Origin of the sequence: Kriegella aquimaris (genome assembly GCF_900103215.1) — a bacterium.
GTDB classification, from domain to species: Bacteria; Bacteroidota; Bacteroidia; order Flavobacteriales; family Flavobacteriaceae; genus Kriegella; species Kriegella aquimaris.
Window position 1 is genome coordinate 288,788 of the sequence record NZ_FNGV01000002.1, and the last position, 16,965, is coordinate 305,752.

The window sequence follows — 16,965 nt, forward strand, 5'->3', positions numbered from 1 at the left end:
ATGAATATCCTTGGGTAAATAATGATTTGAAATAGTTACTTCGGATAGATTTCCAATACCTTTATTTGTTCTTCAATTGCCGATTTAAATTCTGATTTTAGGTGACTTACCAATTCGGAAACCGGAAGCACATCGTCTATTGTGGCCGAACCCTGACCTGCCGACCAAATGGTCTTCCAAGCTTTGGCCTCGGTGTCGAGTTCTTTTCCAAAGTCGATTTTCCTGTCTTTTTTCAAATCCTCTTCCGAAATACCCGCAGCTTTAAGGCTGGCTCCCAAAAAATTGGCATGAACGCCTGATATCGCAGCGGTGTACACCACGTCGCTTGCGCCAGCCGCCACTATCATGTCTCTATATTCCGCTGTGGCTTTGCTTTCCTCAGTATTGATAAAACGGGTTCCCATATAGGCGAGATCAGCGCCCATTTGAAGCGCCGAAGCAATATCGCGACCTGTACTGATACATCCGGAGAGTATAATGGTCTTGTGATAGAATTTTTTGATTTCCGCAACCAAAGTCATCGGGTTAATGGTCCCAGCATGACCACCGGCACCTGCCGCTACCAGAATTAGGCCGTCAACACCGGCACCTGCCGCTTTTTGCGCATGGCGTTTCTTAATAACATCATGGAAAACCAATCCGCCATAACTATGAATAGCGTCAACTACCTGTGATACCGCGCCCAAAGAGGTAATGATTAGTGGTACTTTATGCTTAACACATATTTTAAGATCCGCCTCCAATCGAGGATTGGTTGGATGAACAATAAGGTTGACCCCGAACGGTGCCGGCTTTTTGCCTGTTTCATCCTCAAAATTCTTCAATTCTGATTTTATCTCGATTAACCGCTCTTCGAAACCTTCCGATGTGCGTTGGTTGAGGGCGGGAAAAGTTCCCACTATTCCGTTCTTGCAACATTCGATGACCAGTTCAGGACCTGAAATTAAAAACATTGGTGCCGCAATAACAGGAAGTGAGAGATTCTTAATATAGGGAGCTTTTAAATCCATTTTTTGTTTTTCTACTTAAAAATAAGGCATTTTAACCTTGAGATTTCCAAAACTATACTATTTTTATAAAATATTATGCATGCATAGCAAAAAGATTTGAAGTATGTACTTAAAAGATTTTGAAGTTCGGTGGAGCGATATTGATGCCAATCGACATTTGGCCAACTCGGCATACATTAATTTTATGAGCCACACACGCATGTCTTTCTTATGGGAATTGGGCTTCAATCATAAAACAATGGCCGAGAATCAAATTGGACCCGTAGTTTTCTACGAGCACATGTACTATTTTAAAGAAGTTTTTCCAGGCAAGCCTATAAAAGTGTCTCTTGAAGTTACGGGATTGAGCGAAGATGGGAAGTTTTTTGAATTTCACCATAACTTTTATGATAGCAACGGAAAGAATGTTGCCCATTGTGAGATGATGGGCGCATGGATCAGTTTAAAGACGCGTAGTCTTATTGGTTTGACCGATAAAATGATGGCCGCTTTTAATTCGGTTGATAAACCAGAGGGCTTTAGAATATTGACTAAAGAAGATACCCGACGATTCGCAAAGGCACCCCAAAAAGACTTATCTGTTTAGTCAGAATTAACTTTTTGGTATAGAAGAAGGTTTTCGACTTGCCAAGTAGACGCCGACCAATACCATTGCGGCCCCGAAAATTTTTAAGGTTGTCAGATTATCTTTTCCTGTCAATACGGCAAACAATATGCCAATAATAGGTTGAAGATAAACGAAGGCGCTTACCGTAGAGGCTTTCAACTGGGTAAGCGCGAAGACGTTAAAAAGATACGTGCAAAAGGTGGTGCCGACAACTACGAAAGCAATTCCCCAAAGCGCTTCAAGAGGTAAATTTGTCCATTCGATTTCCAAAAGTTCTTGATAGCCCATTGGAAGGCATACAAAAATACCGATGGTAAAGAGCCATTTCATACAGGTAAAAAGATGGTACTTCTCGATTAATTTTTTAACTAAAATCAGGTATAGCCCGTATGAAAAAGCGTTGACAATAAAGAGGGCGTTACCTATTGGAATGTTCGGGGCATCTTGGCGTATTTCCGCCCCAAAAAGAATAAGGGATACCGCTCCGATAAGACCAATAAAAATACCGAAGACCTTGCGGTTTGAAATTTTTTCTTTGATAAGTAGGGCAGATAGCAGCAGTACAATAATAGGGGTGGTGGTAATAAGAACAGCGCTATTGATAGGGGTCGAGAGCTGCAAACCTTTAAAGAAACTGAGCATGTTGATACCCATTCCGAAAAGAGCGCAGATAAGCATTCGTCCATAATCTTTTTTTTCGATGGTCTCCTTTGGACCAAAAAAAGAGATAATCCAAAATAGAATTGAAGCACCGATTACGCGCAGCATTATAAAGCCGAAAGGAGCGACATGATCAGGCATGACACCTTTGGCGATGGTATGGTTCAGACCATAAATTACCGTTGCGCCTATAGCGGCAAATATTGCAAGTGTTCTTTTACTCAAGGATGAATGGTTGCTGCGGCAGCGGCGACCACGTTTTTACTGTTACCGATAAAAATTTGATTATCCACAATAATGACAGGTCTTTTGAGAAATGTATAGTGGTCTAAAATCAGGTTTTTATAATCGGTTTCCGAAAGCTGCTTTTCCTTCAGATTTCTTTCTTTGTACAACATGGCCCTGCGGCTGAAAAGAGCTTCATAGCTTCCGGCAAGTTTTTTCATTTCCTCAAGCTGTGCCGCAGTAATCCTTTCGTTTTTTATATCCTGAAGTAAGAATCCTTCCAAAGGTTGAAGCTCTTTAATTATTCTTTGGCAAGTGCTGCAAGTGCTTAAATGGTATATTTTTTTCATGCTGAAACAGTTTTTTCATTCTTGGAAAAACTTAGATTTTCCCAATTTCATTAAAAATTATCCTGTTGCAAAGAAACCCATTTCAATCGAATTGTGCTACTTTTATGGCGTCGATACAAAAAGTATTTTAACTTAAAAAGGGCATATTTTGGAAAAATTATTCAATGTTATATTACAGAATCGAAAGGCTTTCCATGAAATAATAAAGGAAACACCAAAGGAACAGTTATTACATATACCTGAGGGTTTTCGCAATAATATTTGGTGGAATATAGCACATGCTGTAGTTACGCAACAGGTATTGTTATATAAATTTAGTGGAGTGCCGATGAAGATCGATGAAGAGTTGGTGACCAAATTCAGAAAGGGAACGGTACCCGATGGCACTGCTGACGATGATGAGATTGAAAAAATCACAGACCTGATCGTGACCTCGGTAGAATGGGCGCAAAAAGATTATAAAAATGGAGTTTTTAAAGCGTATAATGAATATACCACAAGTGCCAAGGTGACCTTAAGCAATGTAGAAGACGCTATTGCATTTGTTGCTTTTCACGAGGGGTTGCATAGAGGTGCGGTTATCGCGCTTCAAAAGATGGTGATGCTGAAAGAGGCTTAAGACTTTATTTTTGCCGCTAAAAACTTTTTTACATCGCTATAGGGCAAAGTGAGTTCAATGGGGCCATCAGCATAAGAGGCTACTTCATACTGATTGTATAAAAGTTTCAATCCCTCTTTGGTAAGACCAATATTTTCGGGAAGGTAAAAAGAGTCCCTTTCGAACATGAAGCCGGTACTGTTTATAGGCTTTCCTTCAGGAATACTCTCTTTTATACGGAATTCGGTTTCGGCGTATTTTTGAAAATTCTCCAAGTCTTTGAAAAGTTGCCAGTTTTCAAGTTCCGTTCCTTTCTTTTTATCGAAATTTAAAAAGCGTTTGGATCCATACCCGTGTGCCCCTCCTGTAAATAGATAGGTATTTAACTCGATAGTCAGCAAGACATCGTCTTCATAAACTTTTTCACCGTCAATTTTAGCTTCCCACTGAGCGGTTTCGTCTGCATATTCCTCTCTGAGTTCGGTATACCCATGGGTAAACGAGGTTATGGCTTCTTCAATTGTGGTCGCCTCTAGGTCATCATCATACAAGAGCAATGAAATAATTTCTTCCTTTAGCGTTCTGTTGATAGTTCTCGTTAATTTGGTTTGTTCAATTGCATTGGGAATTGAAATACTGACCTCAGGACAATCCGCACATTCATGCTGGGTTATAACCAGTGGTTCAAATGTCAGCTTATCCTCTTTTTTACAGCTGAAAAGCACTAAAAACAAAACGAGGCAGGTGATGGAGGTTTTCATGGGAATGTTTAGGGATAAAATACAAAGTTACATCATGATTGTGTGCTATGAAAGATAACGATACATTTGTGTAGTAAATTACATATCATGAGCGAAAAAAAATTACGATTCAACAGTAAGACAATACACGGAGGTCAGCAGCCTGATAAAGCTTATGGCGCGGTTATGCCTCCGATATATCAAACTTCCACCTACGCGCAGACAACGCCAGGGGGGCATAAAGGCTATGAATATTCGCGAAGTGCGAACCCAACACGTACAGCTTTGGAAAATGCGTTGGCAAGTATTGAAAATGGATCTTACGGACTTGCTTTTGGTAGCGGACTTGCAGCAATGGATGCCGTAATCAAATTACTGAGCCCAGGTGACGAAGTGATTTCTACTAATGACTTGTACGGTGGTAGTTATCGAATTTTTCGTCAGATTTTTGAAAAATATGGTATCGTTTTTCATTTTGTTGGAATGCAAGATGTGGATGTGATAGCGGAAAAAATTAACAAGAATACAAAGCTCATTTGGGTCGAGACTCCCACCAACCCAATGATGAATATCATTGATATTAAGGCAGTTTCGAAATTGGCAAAAAAACATGAAATACTGTTAGCTGTCGATAATACCTTTGCTACGCCCTATTTACAGCAGCCTTTAGATTTGGGCGCTGATATTGTCATGCATTCGGCTACGAAGTATTTAGGAGGTCACAGTGATGTGGTTGTCGGAGCGTTGGTGGTAAAAGATAAAGAATTGGCAGACCGTTTGTACTTTATTCAGAACGCTAGCGGCGCTATTTGTGGTCCTATGGATAGTTTTTTAGTGCTCCGGGGCATTAAAACCCTTCATGTAAGAATGCAGCGACATTGTGAAAATGGTAGGGCCGTAGCACAATTTTTATCTCAACACCCGAAAATCGAGAAAGTGTATTGGCCAGGTTTTGAAAATCACCCAAACCATGAAGTAGCGAAAAAGCAAATGAAAGATTTTGGTGGAATGGTCTCATTTGTAACCAAAGGAAATAGTTATGAAAATGCCATTGCCATCGTAGAAAAATTAGTAGTATTTACGCTTGCAGAATCTTTAGGAGGGGTCGAAAGTTTGGCCGGTCACCCCGCAAGTATGACCCATGCCAGTATTCCAAAGGCAGAGCGGGAAAAAAGCGGAGTAGTCGATGCCCTGATTAGGCTAAGTGTTGGTATTGAAGATGAAGCAGATTTAATAAGTGACTTAGAACAGGCAATAGGATAGGCGTTTATCAAATTCTTAAAAAAGAGTATTTAAATTGAATAAATAGTATAATTTTGCCCCAAAATTATCGTTTCATTAAAATATTTGTAATCAATTAAGAATAGATGGAAGCAAAGGTCAAAGCATTTATGGACGAGGTCAAGACTCGAAATGGTCATGAACCTGAATTTATACAAGCCGTGCAAGAAGTTGCTGAAACGGTAATTCCGTATATAGCCAAAAACAAGATATATAGTGGTAAAAATATTCTTCTGCGCATGGTGGAGCCCGAAAGGTTGATTTCCTTTAGGGTAGCGTGGGTTGATGATGATGGACAGATACATGTAAATAGAGGGTACCGAATTCAAATGAATTCGGCAATTGGTCCGTATAAGGGAGGATTGCGATTTCATTCGTCGGTAAATGCCAGTATTTTGAAATTCCTTGCTTTTGAACAAGTTTTTAAAAATAGCTTGACTACCCTTCCTATGGGGGGTGGCAAAGGAGGTTCTGATTTTGACCCAAAAGGGAAATCTGACGATGAGGTGATGCGTTTTTGTCATGCCTTTATGGTGGAATTGTGTAGACACATCGGTCCGAACACTGATGTTCCCGCTGGTGATATCGGCGTTGGTTCTCGAGAAATCGGCTTTTTATTCGGGATGTACAAGAAAATTAGAAATGAATTTACCGGTGTTTTGACTGGTAAGGGCCGTTCTTGGGGTGGTTCATTAATACGACCTGAAGCAACCGGTTATGGTACTGTTTATTTCGCACAAAGTATGTTACAAACACAGGGACAGGATTTTTCAGGAAAGTCTGTTGTCATTTCGGGATCGGGTAACGTTGCTCAATATGCTGCTGAAAAAGCACTGCAATTGGGGGCGAAGGTATTGACACTTTCCGACTCTCAAGGCTATGTATACGATAAAGACGGTATCGACGCCGAGAAATTGGCCTACGTTATGGATCTCAAAAATAACAAAAGGAAAAGAATCTCAGAATATGTAAAAAAATACCCCTCTGCGACTTTCCATGAAGGAAAGACGCCTTGGGAAGTTGTATGTGATATAGCATTACCATGTGCCACTCAAAATGAGTTAGACGGTAAAAGTGCCAGCACATTGATTAAGAATGGTTGTATCTGTGTCGCAGAAGGAGCCAATATGCCGTCGACCCCAGAGGCTATTCACGAATTTCATGCGGCGAAATTACTCTTTGCCCCAGGTAAAGCTTCGAATGCCGGCGGAGTGGCTACATCAGGCCTCGAAATGTCTCAAAATTCATTGCGTATTAGCTGGACAAGGGAAAAGGTTGATGATATGCTTAAAAATATTATGGAAGATATTCATGATTCCTGTATCGAATACGGCAAAGAAAAAGACGGTTTCTGTAATTATGTTAAAGGGGCTAACATCGCTGGTTTTGTGAAAGTGGCCGATGCGATGCTTGCGCAAGGTGTTATTTAACGAAAAGTAAAGTAATAGATGACCTAAACATGACGGTCAACACTATTCGGAAAGTAGATTTTTAACAATCTGTTTTCTGAATTTTTATTTTGTGGGATGTTACTTGATGGCCCCACAGCACCTATAATATCAGTATACAACCTTTAAACCTATATCTTTGTATAAATCGAATTGCAAAAGATGCAGGTAACTACCAAGGCCATTGTTTTTTCCTCTCTAAAATATGGGGATACCAGTCTTATCGTTAAGGCTTTTACATTGTCCGACGGCTTAAAAACATATCTCCTAAAAGGGGTTTTGGCATCAAAAAGAGGAAAGCTTAAACCCGCCTATTTTCAACCGTTGACCCAATTGGAAATTGTTGCCAACCATAAGAACAAAGGCACTTTGGAAAACATCAGGGAGGTAAAGGTAAATTATCACTATGTTACTCTGCATACCGATATCTTAAAGAATTCATTGACTTTGTTTCTAGCCGAAATGCTGGGAAATAGCATTTTCGAAGAAGAACAAAATCAGGAACTTTTCTATTTTTTGGAAGCCGCACTACAATGGCTCGACGCCCATGAAGAAATTTCGAATTTTCATTTGTACTTTTTGTTGCGATTGACCAAATATCTTGGCTTCTACCCCGACACTTCTACTACCGATTTACCGTACTTTGATATTGTAGAAGGGGAGTTTGTTTCCCAACTTTCTGCGAACTTGATTTTGGAAAAGGAAAACTTAGTGTACTTTAAGCGGTTTTTAGGCATAAATTTTGATAGTATTCATGAAATCAAGATGAAGAAAACCGACCGGCAAAATCTATTGAAATCTATCGTTCTTTATTATGAACTGCATCTACAAGGATTCAGGAAACCCAAATCGCTCGCCATATTAAATGAAGTTTTTAGCTAGTGTAATGATTGCTAAATTAATTGACTTAATTTTTATTTTTTCCTATCAAAAAGGAAAGGAGACAGCGGGAGCGATCAACGAATTTGACTCTTTCCACAGACGGCTTAAACTTCTATTTTACGGTATTTTTTTATTGACAACTACCATGGCATCCGCTCAAAAAATCACCATATTGGATGCCGATACCAAAATGCCAATTGTAAATGTAGTGGTCTATAATGACGATAGGTCTATTACGGCCTTGTCAGACTTTGATGGAAAATGTGATTTGTCAAAATTTGAAAAACACGAACGTATTACTTTTAAACATCTGAGCTACGAAACCTATAGATCTACGAAGTCACAAACCATAAAGCGTGCCTCCCGAATATTCATGACGTTACAGGCCGAACATTTAGATGAGGTCGTGATGTCGGTTTCAAAATGGGAACAGCAGAAAAAAGATATTCCTCAAAAGGTTGTTTTCATAGGGGCACAAGATATTTCATTCACCGCTCCGCAGACCTCTGCCGATTTATTGGAGCATAGCGGACAAGTATTTGTTCAAAAAAGCCAGCTAGGTGGCGGTAGCCCGATGATTCGGGGTTTTGCCACTAATCGGTTAGTTCTTTCCGTTGACGGTATTCGTATGAATAATGCGATTTTCAGAGGCGGAAATATTCAGAATATAATAGCGGTCGATCCCTTCGCAATAGATAAGACAGAAATCATTTTTGGCCCAGGTTCGGTCATCTACGGGAGCGATGCTATGGGAGGGGTCATGAACTTCTATACCAAAAAACCAATGTTTTCAGAGACCGATGGTTTAGCTGTGTCGGGTAACGGCCAGTACAGGTTCTCATCGGCCAACACTGAAAATACTTTTCACTTTGATGTCAATTTAGGCAAAAGAAAATGGGCATTTTTGACCAGTGCGTCCTACAATAATTTTGGCGATTTGAAAATGGGAGGCCATGGCCCGGTTTCCTACCTGAGAAATGAATATGTTTCAACTACCAATGGTGAAGATATCGTAAGCGCCAACCCTAATGCCAAAAAGCAAGTTCCGACAGGTTACAACCAAATAAATATCATGCAGAAAGTGTCTTTTAAACCAAATAATAATTGGAGTTACGATCTTGGCATGCATTATTCAGAAACCTCAGATTATTCAAGATACGACAGACTAATACGACCAGGCAAAGACGATGACAAATTCAGATCGGCCGAATGGTACTATGGCCCCCAAAAATGGTTTTTGGGTAATTTACAGATTGACAAAAAAGGAAAAGGGAAGTTCTACGACGGACTCAAAATAACGACAGCATATCAGCATTTTGAAGAAAGCCGACACGACCGTGCCTTTCAAGATAGCGACTTATTCTCGACCAAAGAGAAAGTAGATGCCATTTCTTCGAATATCGATTTCGAAAATAAAAAAATTGGGAACCTACGATTGTACTATGGGGGTGAATATATCTTTAATAAAGTAGGATCTACAGGAAGTGTTTTAAATATCGAGAGCAATGCACTAACGAACGCAGCTTCTAGATACCCAGATGGGTCTACTTGGCAGACCTTGGCAGGGTATCTTCACGGCGAGTATAAGGCAAAACCGAATTTCACGATGCTCAGTGGGTTGCGCTATAGTCACGTATGGATCGATGCCGATTTTGACAAGACCTTTTATCCTTTTCCATTTGACGATGCCAATTTGAGTACCGGGGCTTTGACGGGCAGTGTAGGGTTCAGTTGGTTTCCGAAGGCAGATTTGCAGGTTACCCTGAACGGATCAACAGGTTTCAGGGCACCGAATATAGACGATGTGGGCAAAATATTTGATTCCGAACCCGGTTCAGTGGTTGTTCCCAATCCTGATTTAGTAGCTGAATATGCCTATAATATGGAATTGGGTATACAGAAAAATTTTAGTGATAAGGTAGTTTTTAAAGCCGCTTCTTTTTATACGTATTTGGTTGATGCCCTGGTAAGGCGTGATTTTCTTTTTAATGGGAATTCGCAAATTGAGTATAAAGGAGAATTAAGTGATGTTCAAGCGATACAGAATGCCGCTAAAGCTTATGTGTATGGTTTTGAGTTCGGGTTGGAAGCTTTTTTTTCGGATAACCTTTCAATGTCATCTAATCTGACATTGACGGAAGGGATCGAAGAAGAAGAAGATGGCACCGATTCTCCGGCAAGACATGTTGCGCCTACCTTTGGAAATTTACACATCAAATGGAAAAATCAACGACTTAAAACAGATTTGTTTTTGAATTATAATGGGGAAATTTCATTTTCCAATTTGGCCACATCGGAAAAGAGCAAAGATTATATGTATGCTATCGATGCCGATGGCAATCCATATTCCCCCTCTTGGTATACCTTAAACGTGCGAACTCAATATTCTGTCTCGAACGCATTAAAAGTGAATGTGGGCCTAGAAAATTTTACTGATCAACGGTACCGGTCCTATTCATCGGGCATCGTAGCTCCCGGGGCGAATCTTATAATTGGTGTTGGCTATAATTTTTAAAATTCCGACAGAATAGGTATTCATACACTTGGGAATCAGACACAAAAAAACCCTGACAAAACTGTCAGGGTCATTTTTTGAATAGGATGTGTGCTATTAATTCTCAACAGCGTCCTTTACTTTATCAATGCCATCTTGAGCGGCGTTCTTAACATCTTCACCAGCTTCTTTGGCCTTATCGGCAGCATTTTGACCGGCTTCCTTCATGTCTTCTCCAACTTCTTTAGCCTTGTCCATGGCGTCTTCACCTACTTCTTCAAGATCTTCACCAGCAGCTTTCATGGCATCTCCTGCCTCTTCAGTAGCACTTTTGGCCTTATCGGCAGCTTCCCTACACGATACGAAAGATACACTTAGGGCAAGCATCAAAATTGAACCTAAAATTACTTTTTTCATTGTTTTTAGTTTTAGTGTTTACAGTTTATTGTTTAGATAAAGCTATATACGTAATATTCGGCCTTTTGGATGCTTCGATAATTAAATAAGCATAATACTTTAGTGTATGGCTTTCTTGGTTTTGCGATGGGTTGATTTTCAGAACTCCTATGACCGGTTTTGTCTCTCCTAAAAAATTGTGATTTTTAACACTCTTTTTATGGGAGAAGAATAGTGTGCCGTTGTCAAAAATTTAAATCCTTCTATACAAAAAAGGTACGTTTTGATAAAAAAAGCAACAGTTGTAGGGCTATCAGTGGTTGTTGAAATCACAGGTAATATGACAAAGTATAGAGAAAAAACGTGAATGGCCAATCTCGCGATGCCGTACCTCTTGAAAAAGAGGATTTTTGTTTTTTCACCTTCTAAACTTTACTTAAAAATGACTAATTTTGCGGACTTAATTTGTGGCGGTAGAAGAAGTTACTATGAAGTTTGCAGAATATAACGGACTGGATTTACCAAAAGTAGCGGAAGAAATTCTTGCCTATTGGAAAGAGAACCAGATTTTTGAAAAAAGCGTTTCAACAAGGGAAGGTCAAAACACCTATGTGTTTTATGAAGGCCCCCCTTCTGCAAACGGTATGCCCGGCATTCACCATGTTATGGCGCGCACCATTAAGGATATCTTTCCACGTTACAAAACCATGAAGGGCTTTCAAGTAAAACGGAAGGCTGGTTGGGATACACACGGACTACCCATAGAACTTGGGGTCGAGAAAGAATTGGGTATCACCAAAGAAGATATTGGTAAAAAAATATCCATTGAGGAATACAACGCTGCTTGTAAAAAAGCAGTCATGCGCTATACCGATGTATGGAATGAAATGACGGAAAAGGTGGGGTATTGGGTCGATATGGATGACCCGTATATCACCTACAAGTCAAAATACATGGAATCGGTCTGGTGGCTGTTAAAACAAATTTATGATAAGGGCCTTATTTATAAGGGCTATACCATTCAACCCTATTCACCAAAGGCCGGTACCGGATTAAGTTCCCACGAGCTAAACCAACCCGGCACATATCAAGATGTTACCGATACCACCGTTGTGGCACAGTTTAAGGCTGTAGAAGATACATTACCTGATTTCCTACAAGATGAAGGCACCATTCATTTCTTGGCTTGGACCACTACGCCTTGGACATTGCCATCGAACACGGCATTGACCGTCGGTTCAAAAATCGATTATGTTTTGGTCGAGACCTATAATCAGTACACATTTCAGCCCATGAATGTAGTACTTGCCAAGAGTCTTGTTGCTAAGCAATTTGCCGGAAAATTTCATCAGGTCGAAAATAAACGGGAGTTATCGGAATATAATTCTGGTGACAAAAAAATTCCGTTTTTTGTCGTTAAAGAATTTAAGGGCAAAGATTTGGTCGGAATTAAATACGAACAGCTGATAGATTATGCGCAGCCGTATCAAAACCCCGAAAATGCTTTCCGAATAATCACCGGTGATTTCGTAACTACCGAAGATGGAACTGGAATTGTACATACAGCACCTACTTTTGGTGCAGATGATGCCTTGGTTGCCAAACTCGCCATCCCTGAAGTGCCACCATTATTGGTTTTAGACGAGAATAATAATCCTGTTCCCTTAGTCGATTTACAAGGTAAGTTCCGGCCCGAAATGAAAGAGTGGGGCGGCAAATATGTTAAAAACGAGTATTACGAAGATGGCAAAGCTCCAGACCGATCTATCGATGTAGAAATTGCCATCCGATTAAAGGAAGAAAACAAGGCTTTTAAGGTTGAAAAGTACGTGCATAGTTATCCCAATTGTTGGCGTACCGATAAACCTATTCTATATTACCCATTAGATTCTTGGTTTATCAAGGTTACCGATGTTAAAGATCGCATGTACGAACTTAACCAATCGATTAACTGGAAGCCAAAAGCGACCGGCGATGGTCGATTTGGCAATTGGTTGGCCAATGCCAACGATTGGAACCTTTCGCGATCGAGATATTGGGGCATTCCCCTACCCATTTGGCGTACCGAAGACGGTAAGGAAGAAATTATGATTGGTTCTGTTGCAGAGTTGAAATCTGAAATGACCAAAGCTGTAACTGCAGGCGTTTTACAAAAAGATATTTTTGAAGATTTCGTAGTAAATGATATGTCGGAAGCAAATTACGACGGTATCGATCTTCATAAAAACATAGTCGACCAAATTATTTTGGTCTCAGCATCGGGAAAACCGATGAAACGTGAGAGCGATCTGATCGATGTTTGGTTCGATAGCGGTTCTATGCCGTACGCACAATGGCATTATCCGTTTGAAAATCGTGATTTGATCGATGAAGGAAAAACATTTCCTGCCGATTTTATTGCCGAAGGCGTGGATCAGACCCGTGGTTGGTTTTATACGCTACATGCTATTGCGACCATGGTATTTGATTCTGTCGCCTATAAAAATGTAGTTTCTAACGGCCTTGTGCTCGACAAGGAGGGTAAGAAAATGTCAAAACGCCTTGGTAATGCGGTAGACCCCTTTGAAACCATGAAGAATCATGGAGCCGATGCGACCCGTTGGTATATGATCTCCAATGCCAATCCGTGGGATAATTTGAAGTTCGATGAAGAAGGTATTATTGAAGTAAAACGAAAGTTTTTCGGCACCCTATACAATACATATTCTTTCTTTTGTCTGTATGCAAATATTGATGAGTTCGAGTATTCGGAGGCCGACATCCCATTATCCGAGCGCCCTGAAATAGACCGTTGGATTTTGTCGGAATTGCATTCATTGATAAAGAAAGTAGATGAGGCGTATGCCGATTATGAGCCTACTCGGGCTACAAGGGCAATTTCTGATTATGTTCAAGAGAATTTGAGTAATTGGTACGTACGATTGAGCAGAAGACGCTTTTGGAAAGGCGATTATCAAAAAGATAAAATTTCCGCATACCAAACGCTGTATACCTGTTTAGTGACCGTAGCCAAATTATCGGCGCCTGTAGCTCCATTTTTTATGGATCGTTTATATAAAGACCTGACGCGAACGACACAAAAAGAGACTTTCGAAAGTGTGCATTTGGCGAATTTCCCACTTTACGATGCTGCATTGGTAGATACAGACCTTGAGAGTAAAATGCAAAAGGCCCAGACGATTTCATCTTTAGTGCTCTCCATTCGACAAAAAGAAAAAATCAAGGTCCGACAGCCCCTACAAAAAATCATGATTCCTGTTTTGGATGAAAAACAAAAGGAAGAGATAGCGGCAGTAGCCGATTTAATTAAATCGGAAGTCAATGTAAAGGAAATTGAGCTTTTAGACGATACTTCTGGTATCTTGGTAAAGCAGATTAAACCCAACTTTAAGGTTTTAGGCCCTAAATTTGGGAAAGAAATGAAGCAAATAGCCAAGGCTGTAGGGCGCTTGGGGCAGGAAGACATCCAGAAAATCGAGCAACAGGGCGAAATATCACTGGATATTGAAAATAAAATTATTAAATTACAGTTACAAGATGTTGAAATAGCATCGCAAGATATCGAAGGTTGGTTGGTAGCCAGTTCAGGTTCACTGACCGTGGCGCTTGATGTAACCATCAACGATACACTTAGAAAAGAAGGGATTGCCAGGGAACTTGTAAACCGTATTCAGAATATTAGAAAAGAATCAGGATACGAGGTGACCGATAGAATCGATATCAAGATTCTTAAGGATGGGCTCGTTGAAAATGCGGTCGTCAACAACATCGATTATATAAAGACAGAGACGTTGACTGCAGAACTGAATTTTGAAGATAATTTGGAAATTGGCACGACGGTTGCCTTTGATGAAATTAACACAAAATTGTTTATTGTAAAACACTAGAAAGTATGGCAGAAGATTTAAAAATTAGATATTCGGACAAAGATTTGGGAGAATTCAAGATTTTGATAGAGCAAAAAATAGAAAAAGCGAAGAGTCATCTAGAATTGCTGAAAAGCTCTTATATGAATGATGGCAATAATGGTACCGATGATACCTCACCAACCTTTAAGGCTTTCGAAGAAGGTTCGCAAACCATGAGTAAGGAAGCCAATACGCAGTTGGCCATTCGTCAAGAGAAATTCATTAGAGATTTGAAAAATGCTTTGTTGCGTATAGAAAACAAAACGTATGGTATTTGCCGGGTGACGGGAAAACTGATCAATAAAGAACGACTAAAACTTGTGCCGCATGCGACATTGAGCATCGAGGCTAAGAATATGCAGAAATAGATAAACGCCCTTCGGGGCGTTTTTTAATATGAAAAAGTTTTTTTGCTTGCTCCTCTTTTTGCCCACTACGCTCCTGACTGCCCAAAAAGTGGTAAAAAAATCGTTTATTGATCCCAGTACCTCATTTATTAGGGTAAATGCTGCCAATTGTTTTAAGGTCGAAATAGAAACGGGTACTACGAACGAAATGCTTATAGAGGCTACGATAGATGGAGAATATAGCAAAGAACTTCTATTAACCGTAAATAAGGATGGGGCCACTACTGCGGTTAGTGCTGATTTTCAACCAAATTTTGTTCGCCCGAATGACAAATTAAGTGCCCATAAGGTGATTTCGATTGCACTGAAAATTAGGGTACCCGCACAGAAAGATGTCTACCTCCATGGTACAAGTTGCAATGTGTTCGCATCTGGGAACTATCGTTTTTTAAGGGTAACGCTGAACGACGGAAAGTGTACCTTGAAGAATATTTCTGAATCGGCGAATGTTATGACCCAGAGCGGCGATATAATGGTGAGTAGTTCTGGCGCCTCTATTCTGGCCAGCAGTAAATATGGGCATGTCGATAGTTTATCGATACCTAACGGCAACACTAGTTTGGTTTTACGCACCACAACCGGAAATATCCATCTTAAGAAAACCGAATAATATGTCTACTTTTGCATTTATTATTGTAACGAATGAGCCTAAATAAGTCCTTACTTTTAATCGCTGCTATTTTGATCGTAGATCAGTTGAGCAAACTATATATCAAGACCCATTTTGTTCTTGGTGAGCCCGTTGAAGTCTTCAGTTGGTTTAAAATACTTTTTATCGAAAATTCAGGGGCCGCATGGGGTGCCAAATTGAGTGATTTTTTGCCAATTTCCGAGCGATCGGGAAAACTGATATTGACCGTATTCAGATTGTTTGCAGTGGCGGGTATCGGATATTGGCTGTTCGACGTCATTCGTAAAAAATCTTCAAAGACATTAATTATTGCCGTTGCCTTGATTTTTGCGGGAGCATTAGGCAATATTATTGACTCGGTTTTCTACGGAGTTTTGTTCGATCATAGTAACAATCAAGTTGCAACATTGTTTTCTGATGACCCCTATGGCGGCATATTTCACGGTAAGGTGGTAGATATGCTTTATTTTCCTATGATCGATACCGTCTGGCCAGAATGGGTTCCTTTTGTAGGAGGTAATAATTTTCGCTTCTTCGAACCTGTTTTTAATGTTGCCGATACGGCAATCAGTACGGGGGTAGGTATACTTTTGGTATTTAACAAAAAAGCGTTCGGTAATACTGAGGAAACCGATTCGATCGAAGGAAATCAGACCGCTTCAAAGGAGTAGATTTTTGTTGGGGTAACACAATAGTTCAAAGCGATATCATGGTCATCCACATCGGAAATTTTTTCCACAGCTTCAAAATGTGAAAGGCCTATTTTGATAACATCTGGTTTACAATTACTTAAAAACCTGTCGTAAAATCCTTTTCCATATCCCACTCTGTGACCTGTTTTATCAAAAGCCAAAAGAGGAACGAATACAACGTCCAATTTTTTCTCCGATATTTCAATACCATCAATGGGTTCAGGAACGTTCCACTTATTTTTAATCAATTTGGTATTGTCGGTAAGTAAGTAGTTTGAAAGCGTATCGTTTTCATTCATTTTAGGAACAATGATGTTTTTATCCTTGCCCTGTATTATAGAAAGTATGGGGGTAGTATCAATTTCGTTCTTTTCTGAAATAGAAAGGAAAATATGGTAATTGCTAAATTTCCAGACAGGAAGTTGTAAGAGATTATTAGCTATACTCAGGTCGGCATCGAGAAGTTCTTGGGCCGACATTTCTTCTCTGCGTTTCAAATATTTCGAGCGCAGACTTTTTTTTAGCATTTTGGGGGATTAATCGGTGCATTCACTAGAATGACATTTTGATTTTAATCCTTCGTGGCAACCGAAACATATACCTTAACAAAAATCATTAAGATGAGGTACATGCCTA

Annotated in this window: 16 protein-coding genes; 10 read left to right on the top strand and 6 right to left on the bottom strand. The window is 39.9% G+C overall.

What is annotated here, in order from left to right; all coding sequences use genetic code 11:
• Positions 1-35 precede the first annotated feature (35 nt).
• Complete coding sequence (locus BLS33_RS06340) at positions 36-1,010, bottom strand: NAD(P)H-dependent flavin oxidoreductase (protein WP_089886640.1); 975 nt, start codon at positions 1,008-1,010, stop codon at positions 36-38.
• Between the two features lie 103 nt (positions 1,011-1,113).
• Here BLS33_RS06340 and BLS33_RS06345 point away from each other — a divergent pair, with 103 nt between their 5' ends.
• Positions 1,114-1,596, top strand: coding sequence for an acyl-CoA thioesterase (locus BLS33_RS06345; protein WP_089886641.1), 483 nt, complete (start codon positions 1,114-1,116; stop codon positions 1,594-1,596).
• Between the two features lie 6 nt (positions 1,597-1,602).
• On the opposite strand, the gene BLS33_RS06350 is transcribed toward BLS33_RS06345, so the two are convergent.
• Complete coding sequence (locus BLS33_RS06350; RefSeq protein ID WP_089886642.1) at positions 1,603-2,502, bottom strand: DMT family transporter; 900 nt, start codon at positions 2,500-2,502, stop codon at positions 1,603-1,605.
• The gene (locus tag BLS33_RS06355) at positions 2,499-2,852 is read right to left on the bottom strand and encodes an arsenate reductase family protein (protein ID WP_089886643.1); all 354 of its coding nucleotides are present in this window, start codon (positions 2,850-2,852) and stop codon (positions 2,499-2,501) included. Before BLS33_RS06355 ends, BLS33_RS06350 begins: the two co-directional genes overlap by 4 nt.
• A 148-nt stretch (positions 2,853-3,000) precedes the next feature.
• Here BLS33_RS06355 and BLS33_RS06360 point away from each other — a divergent pair, with 148 nt between their 5' ends.
• Entirely contained in the window at positions 3,001-3,471 is a 471-nt protein-coding gene (locus BLS33_RS06360) for a DinB family protein (protein WP_089886644.1), read from the top strand.
• On the opposite strand, the gene BLS33_RS06365 is transcribed toward BLS33_RS06360, so the two are convergent.
• Positions 3,468-4,211: a DUF3298 and DUF4163 domain-containing protein gene (locus BLS33_RS06365; protein WP_089886645.1), complete on the bottom strand. Its 744-nt coding sequence runs from the start codon at positions 4,209-4,211 to the stop codon at positions 3,468-3,470. The two genes, BLS33_RS06360 and BLS33_RS06365, sit on opposite strands and share 4 nt — an antisense overlap.
• A gap of 87 nt (positions 4,212-4,298) precedes the next feature.
• Between BLS33_RS06365 and BLS33_RS06370 the strand changes: the two genes are divergently transcribed.
• From BLS33_RS06370 to BLS33_RS06385, 4 genes are all read left to right on the top strand, one after another.
• Positions 4,299-5,453 (top strand): cystathionine gamma-synthase, encoded by a 1,155-nt coding sequence (locus BLS33_RS06370; protein ID WP_089886646.1) that lies wholly within the window; start codon positions 4,299-4,301, stop codon positions 5,451-5,453.
• Positions 5,454-5,557: 104 nt separating this feature from the next.
• Entirely contained in the window at positions 5,558-6,901 is a 1,344-nt protein-coding gene (gdhA, locus tag BLS33_RS06375; RefSeq protein ID WP_089886647.1) for an NADP-specific glutamate dehydrogenase, read from the top strand.
• A 180-nt stretch (positions 6,902-7,081) separates the two neighbouring features.
• On the top strand, positions 7,082-7,801 hold the full coding sequence (recO, locus tag BLS33_RS06380) for a DNA repair protein RecO (RefSeq protein WP_089886648.1): 720 nt from the start codon (positions 7,082-7,084) through the stop codon (positions 7,799-7,801).
• Positions 7,802-7,946: 145 nt separating this feature from the next.
• The gene (locus BLS33_RS06385) at positions 7,947-10,316 is read left to right on the top strand and encodes a TonB-dependent receptor plug domain-containing protein (protein ID WP_089887107.1); all 2,370 of its coding nucleotides are present in this window, start codon (positions 7,947-7,949) and stop codon (positions 10,314-10,316) included.
• A gap of 96 nt (positions 10,317-10,412) precedes the next feature.
• Here BLS33_RS06385 and BLS33_RS06390 read toward each other — a convergent pair whose 3' ends face one another.
• Positions 10,413-10,712, bottom strand: coding sequence for a YtxH domain-containing protein (locus tag BLS33_RS06390; protein WP_143017582.1), 300 nt, complete (start codon positions 10,710-10,712; stop codon positions 10,413-10,415).
• Between the two features lie 467 nt (positions 10,713-11,179).
• Here BLS33_RS06390 and ileS point away from each other — a divergent pair, with 467 nt between their 5' ends.
• From ileS to BLS33_RS06410, 4 genes are read left to right on the top strand one after another with little or no spacing between them, the layout of a single operon-like run.
• A complete protein-coding gene (ileS, locus tag BLS33_RS06395; protein ID WP_089886650.1) occupies positions 11,180-14,578 on the top strand; it encodes an isoleucine--tRNA ligase in 3,399 nt (1,132 codons plus the stop codon).
• 5 nt (positions 14,579-14,583) lie between these two features.
• Positions 14,584-14,967 (top strand): TraR/DksA family transcriptional regulator, encoded by a 384-nt coding sequence (locus tag BLS33_RS06400; RefSeq protein WP_089886651.1) that lies wholly within the window; start codon positions 14,584-14,586, stop codon positions 14,965-14,967.
• A gap of 28 nt (positions 14,968-14,995) precedes the next feature.
• Complete coding sequence (locus BLS33_RS06405) at positions 14,996-15,616, top strand: DUF4097 family beta strand repeat-containing protein (protein WP_089886652.1); 621 nt, start codon at positions 14,996-14,998, stop codon at positions 15,614-15,616.
• Between the two features lie 32 nt (positions 15,617-15,648).
• Positions 15,649-16,308, top strand: a complete 660-nt coding sequence (locus BLS33_RS06410) for a lipoprotein signal peptidase (protein WP_089886653.1) — start codon at positions 15,649-15,651, stop codon at positions 16,306-16,308.
• Here BLS33_RS06410 and BLS33_RS06415 read toward each other — a convergent pair.
• Positions 16,287-16,856 carry a 5-formyltetrahydrofolate cyclo-ligase gene (locus BLS33_RS06415; RefSeq protein WP_089886654.1) on the bottom strand — a complete coding sequence of 190 codons (570 nt, stop codon included), beginning with the start codon at positions 16,854-16,856 and terminating at the stop codon, positions 16,287-16,289. The two genes, BLS33_RS06410 and BLS33_RS06415, sit on opposite strands and share 22 nt — an antisense overlap.
• Between the last annotated feature and the right edge of the window lie 109 nt (positions 16,857-16,965).

Bases quoted from the DNA above. Each gene is read 5' to 3' on its own strand.
- BLS33_RS06390 (WP_143017582.1), bottom strand. From the start codon at position 10,712: ATGAAAAAAGTAATTTTAGGTTCAATTTTGATGCTTGCCCTAAGTGTA.
- BLS33_RS06365 (WP_089886645.1), bottom strand. From the start codon at position 4,211: ATGAAAACCTCCATCACCTGCCTCGTTTTGTTTTTAGTGCTTTTCAGC.
- BLS33_RS06410 (WP_089886653.1), top strand. From the start codon at position 15,649: ATGAGCCTAAATAAGTCCTTACTTTTAATCGCTGCTATTTTGATCGTA.
- gdhA (WP_089886647.1), top strand. From the start codon at position 5,558: ATGGAAGCAAAGGTCAAAGCATTTATGGACGAGGTCAAGACTCGAAAT.
- BLS33_RS06355 (WP_089886643.1), bottom strand. From the start codon at position 2,852: ATGAAAAAAATATACCATTTAAGCACTTGCAGCACTTGCCAAAGAATA.
- BLS33_RS06345 (WP_089886641.1), top strand. From the start codon at position 1,114: ATGTACTTAAAAGATTTTGAAGTTCGGTGGAGCGATATTGATGCCAAT.
- recO (WP_089886648.1), top strand. From the start codon at position 7,082: ATGCAGGTAACTACCAAGGCCATTGTTTTTTCCTCTCTAAAATATGGG.
- BLS33_RS06340 (WP_089886640.1), bottom strand. From the start codon at position 1,010: ATGGATTTAAAAGCTCCCTATATTAAGAATCTCTCACTTCCTGTTATT.
- ileS (WP_089886650.1), top strand. From the start codon at position 11,180: ATGAAGTTTGCAGAATATAACGGACTGGATTTACCAAAAGTAGCGGAA.
- BLS33_RS06400 (WP_089886651.1), top strand. From the start codon at position 14,584: ATGGCAGAAGATTTAAAAATTAGATATTCGGACAAAGATTTGGGAGAA.
- BLS33_RS06405 (WP_089886652.1), top strand. From the start codon at position 14,996: ATGAAAAAGTTTTTTTGCTTGCTCCTCTTTTTGCCCACTACGCTCCTG.
- BLS33_RS06370 (WP_089886646.1), top strand. From the start codon at position 4,299: ATGAGCGAAAAAAAATTACGATTCAACAGTAAGACAATACACGGAGGT.
- BLS33_RS06385 (WP_089887107.1), top strand. From the start codon at position 7,947: ATGGCATCCGCTCAAAAAATCACCATATTGGATGCCGATACCAAAATG.
- BLS33_RS06415 (WP_089886654.1), bottom strand. From the start codon at position 16,856: ATGCTAAAAAAAAGTCTGCGCTCGAAATATTTGAAACGCAGAGAAGAA.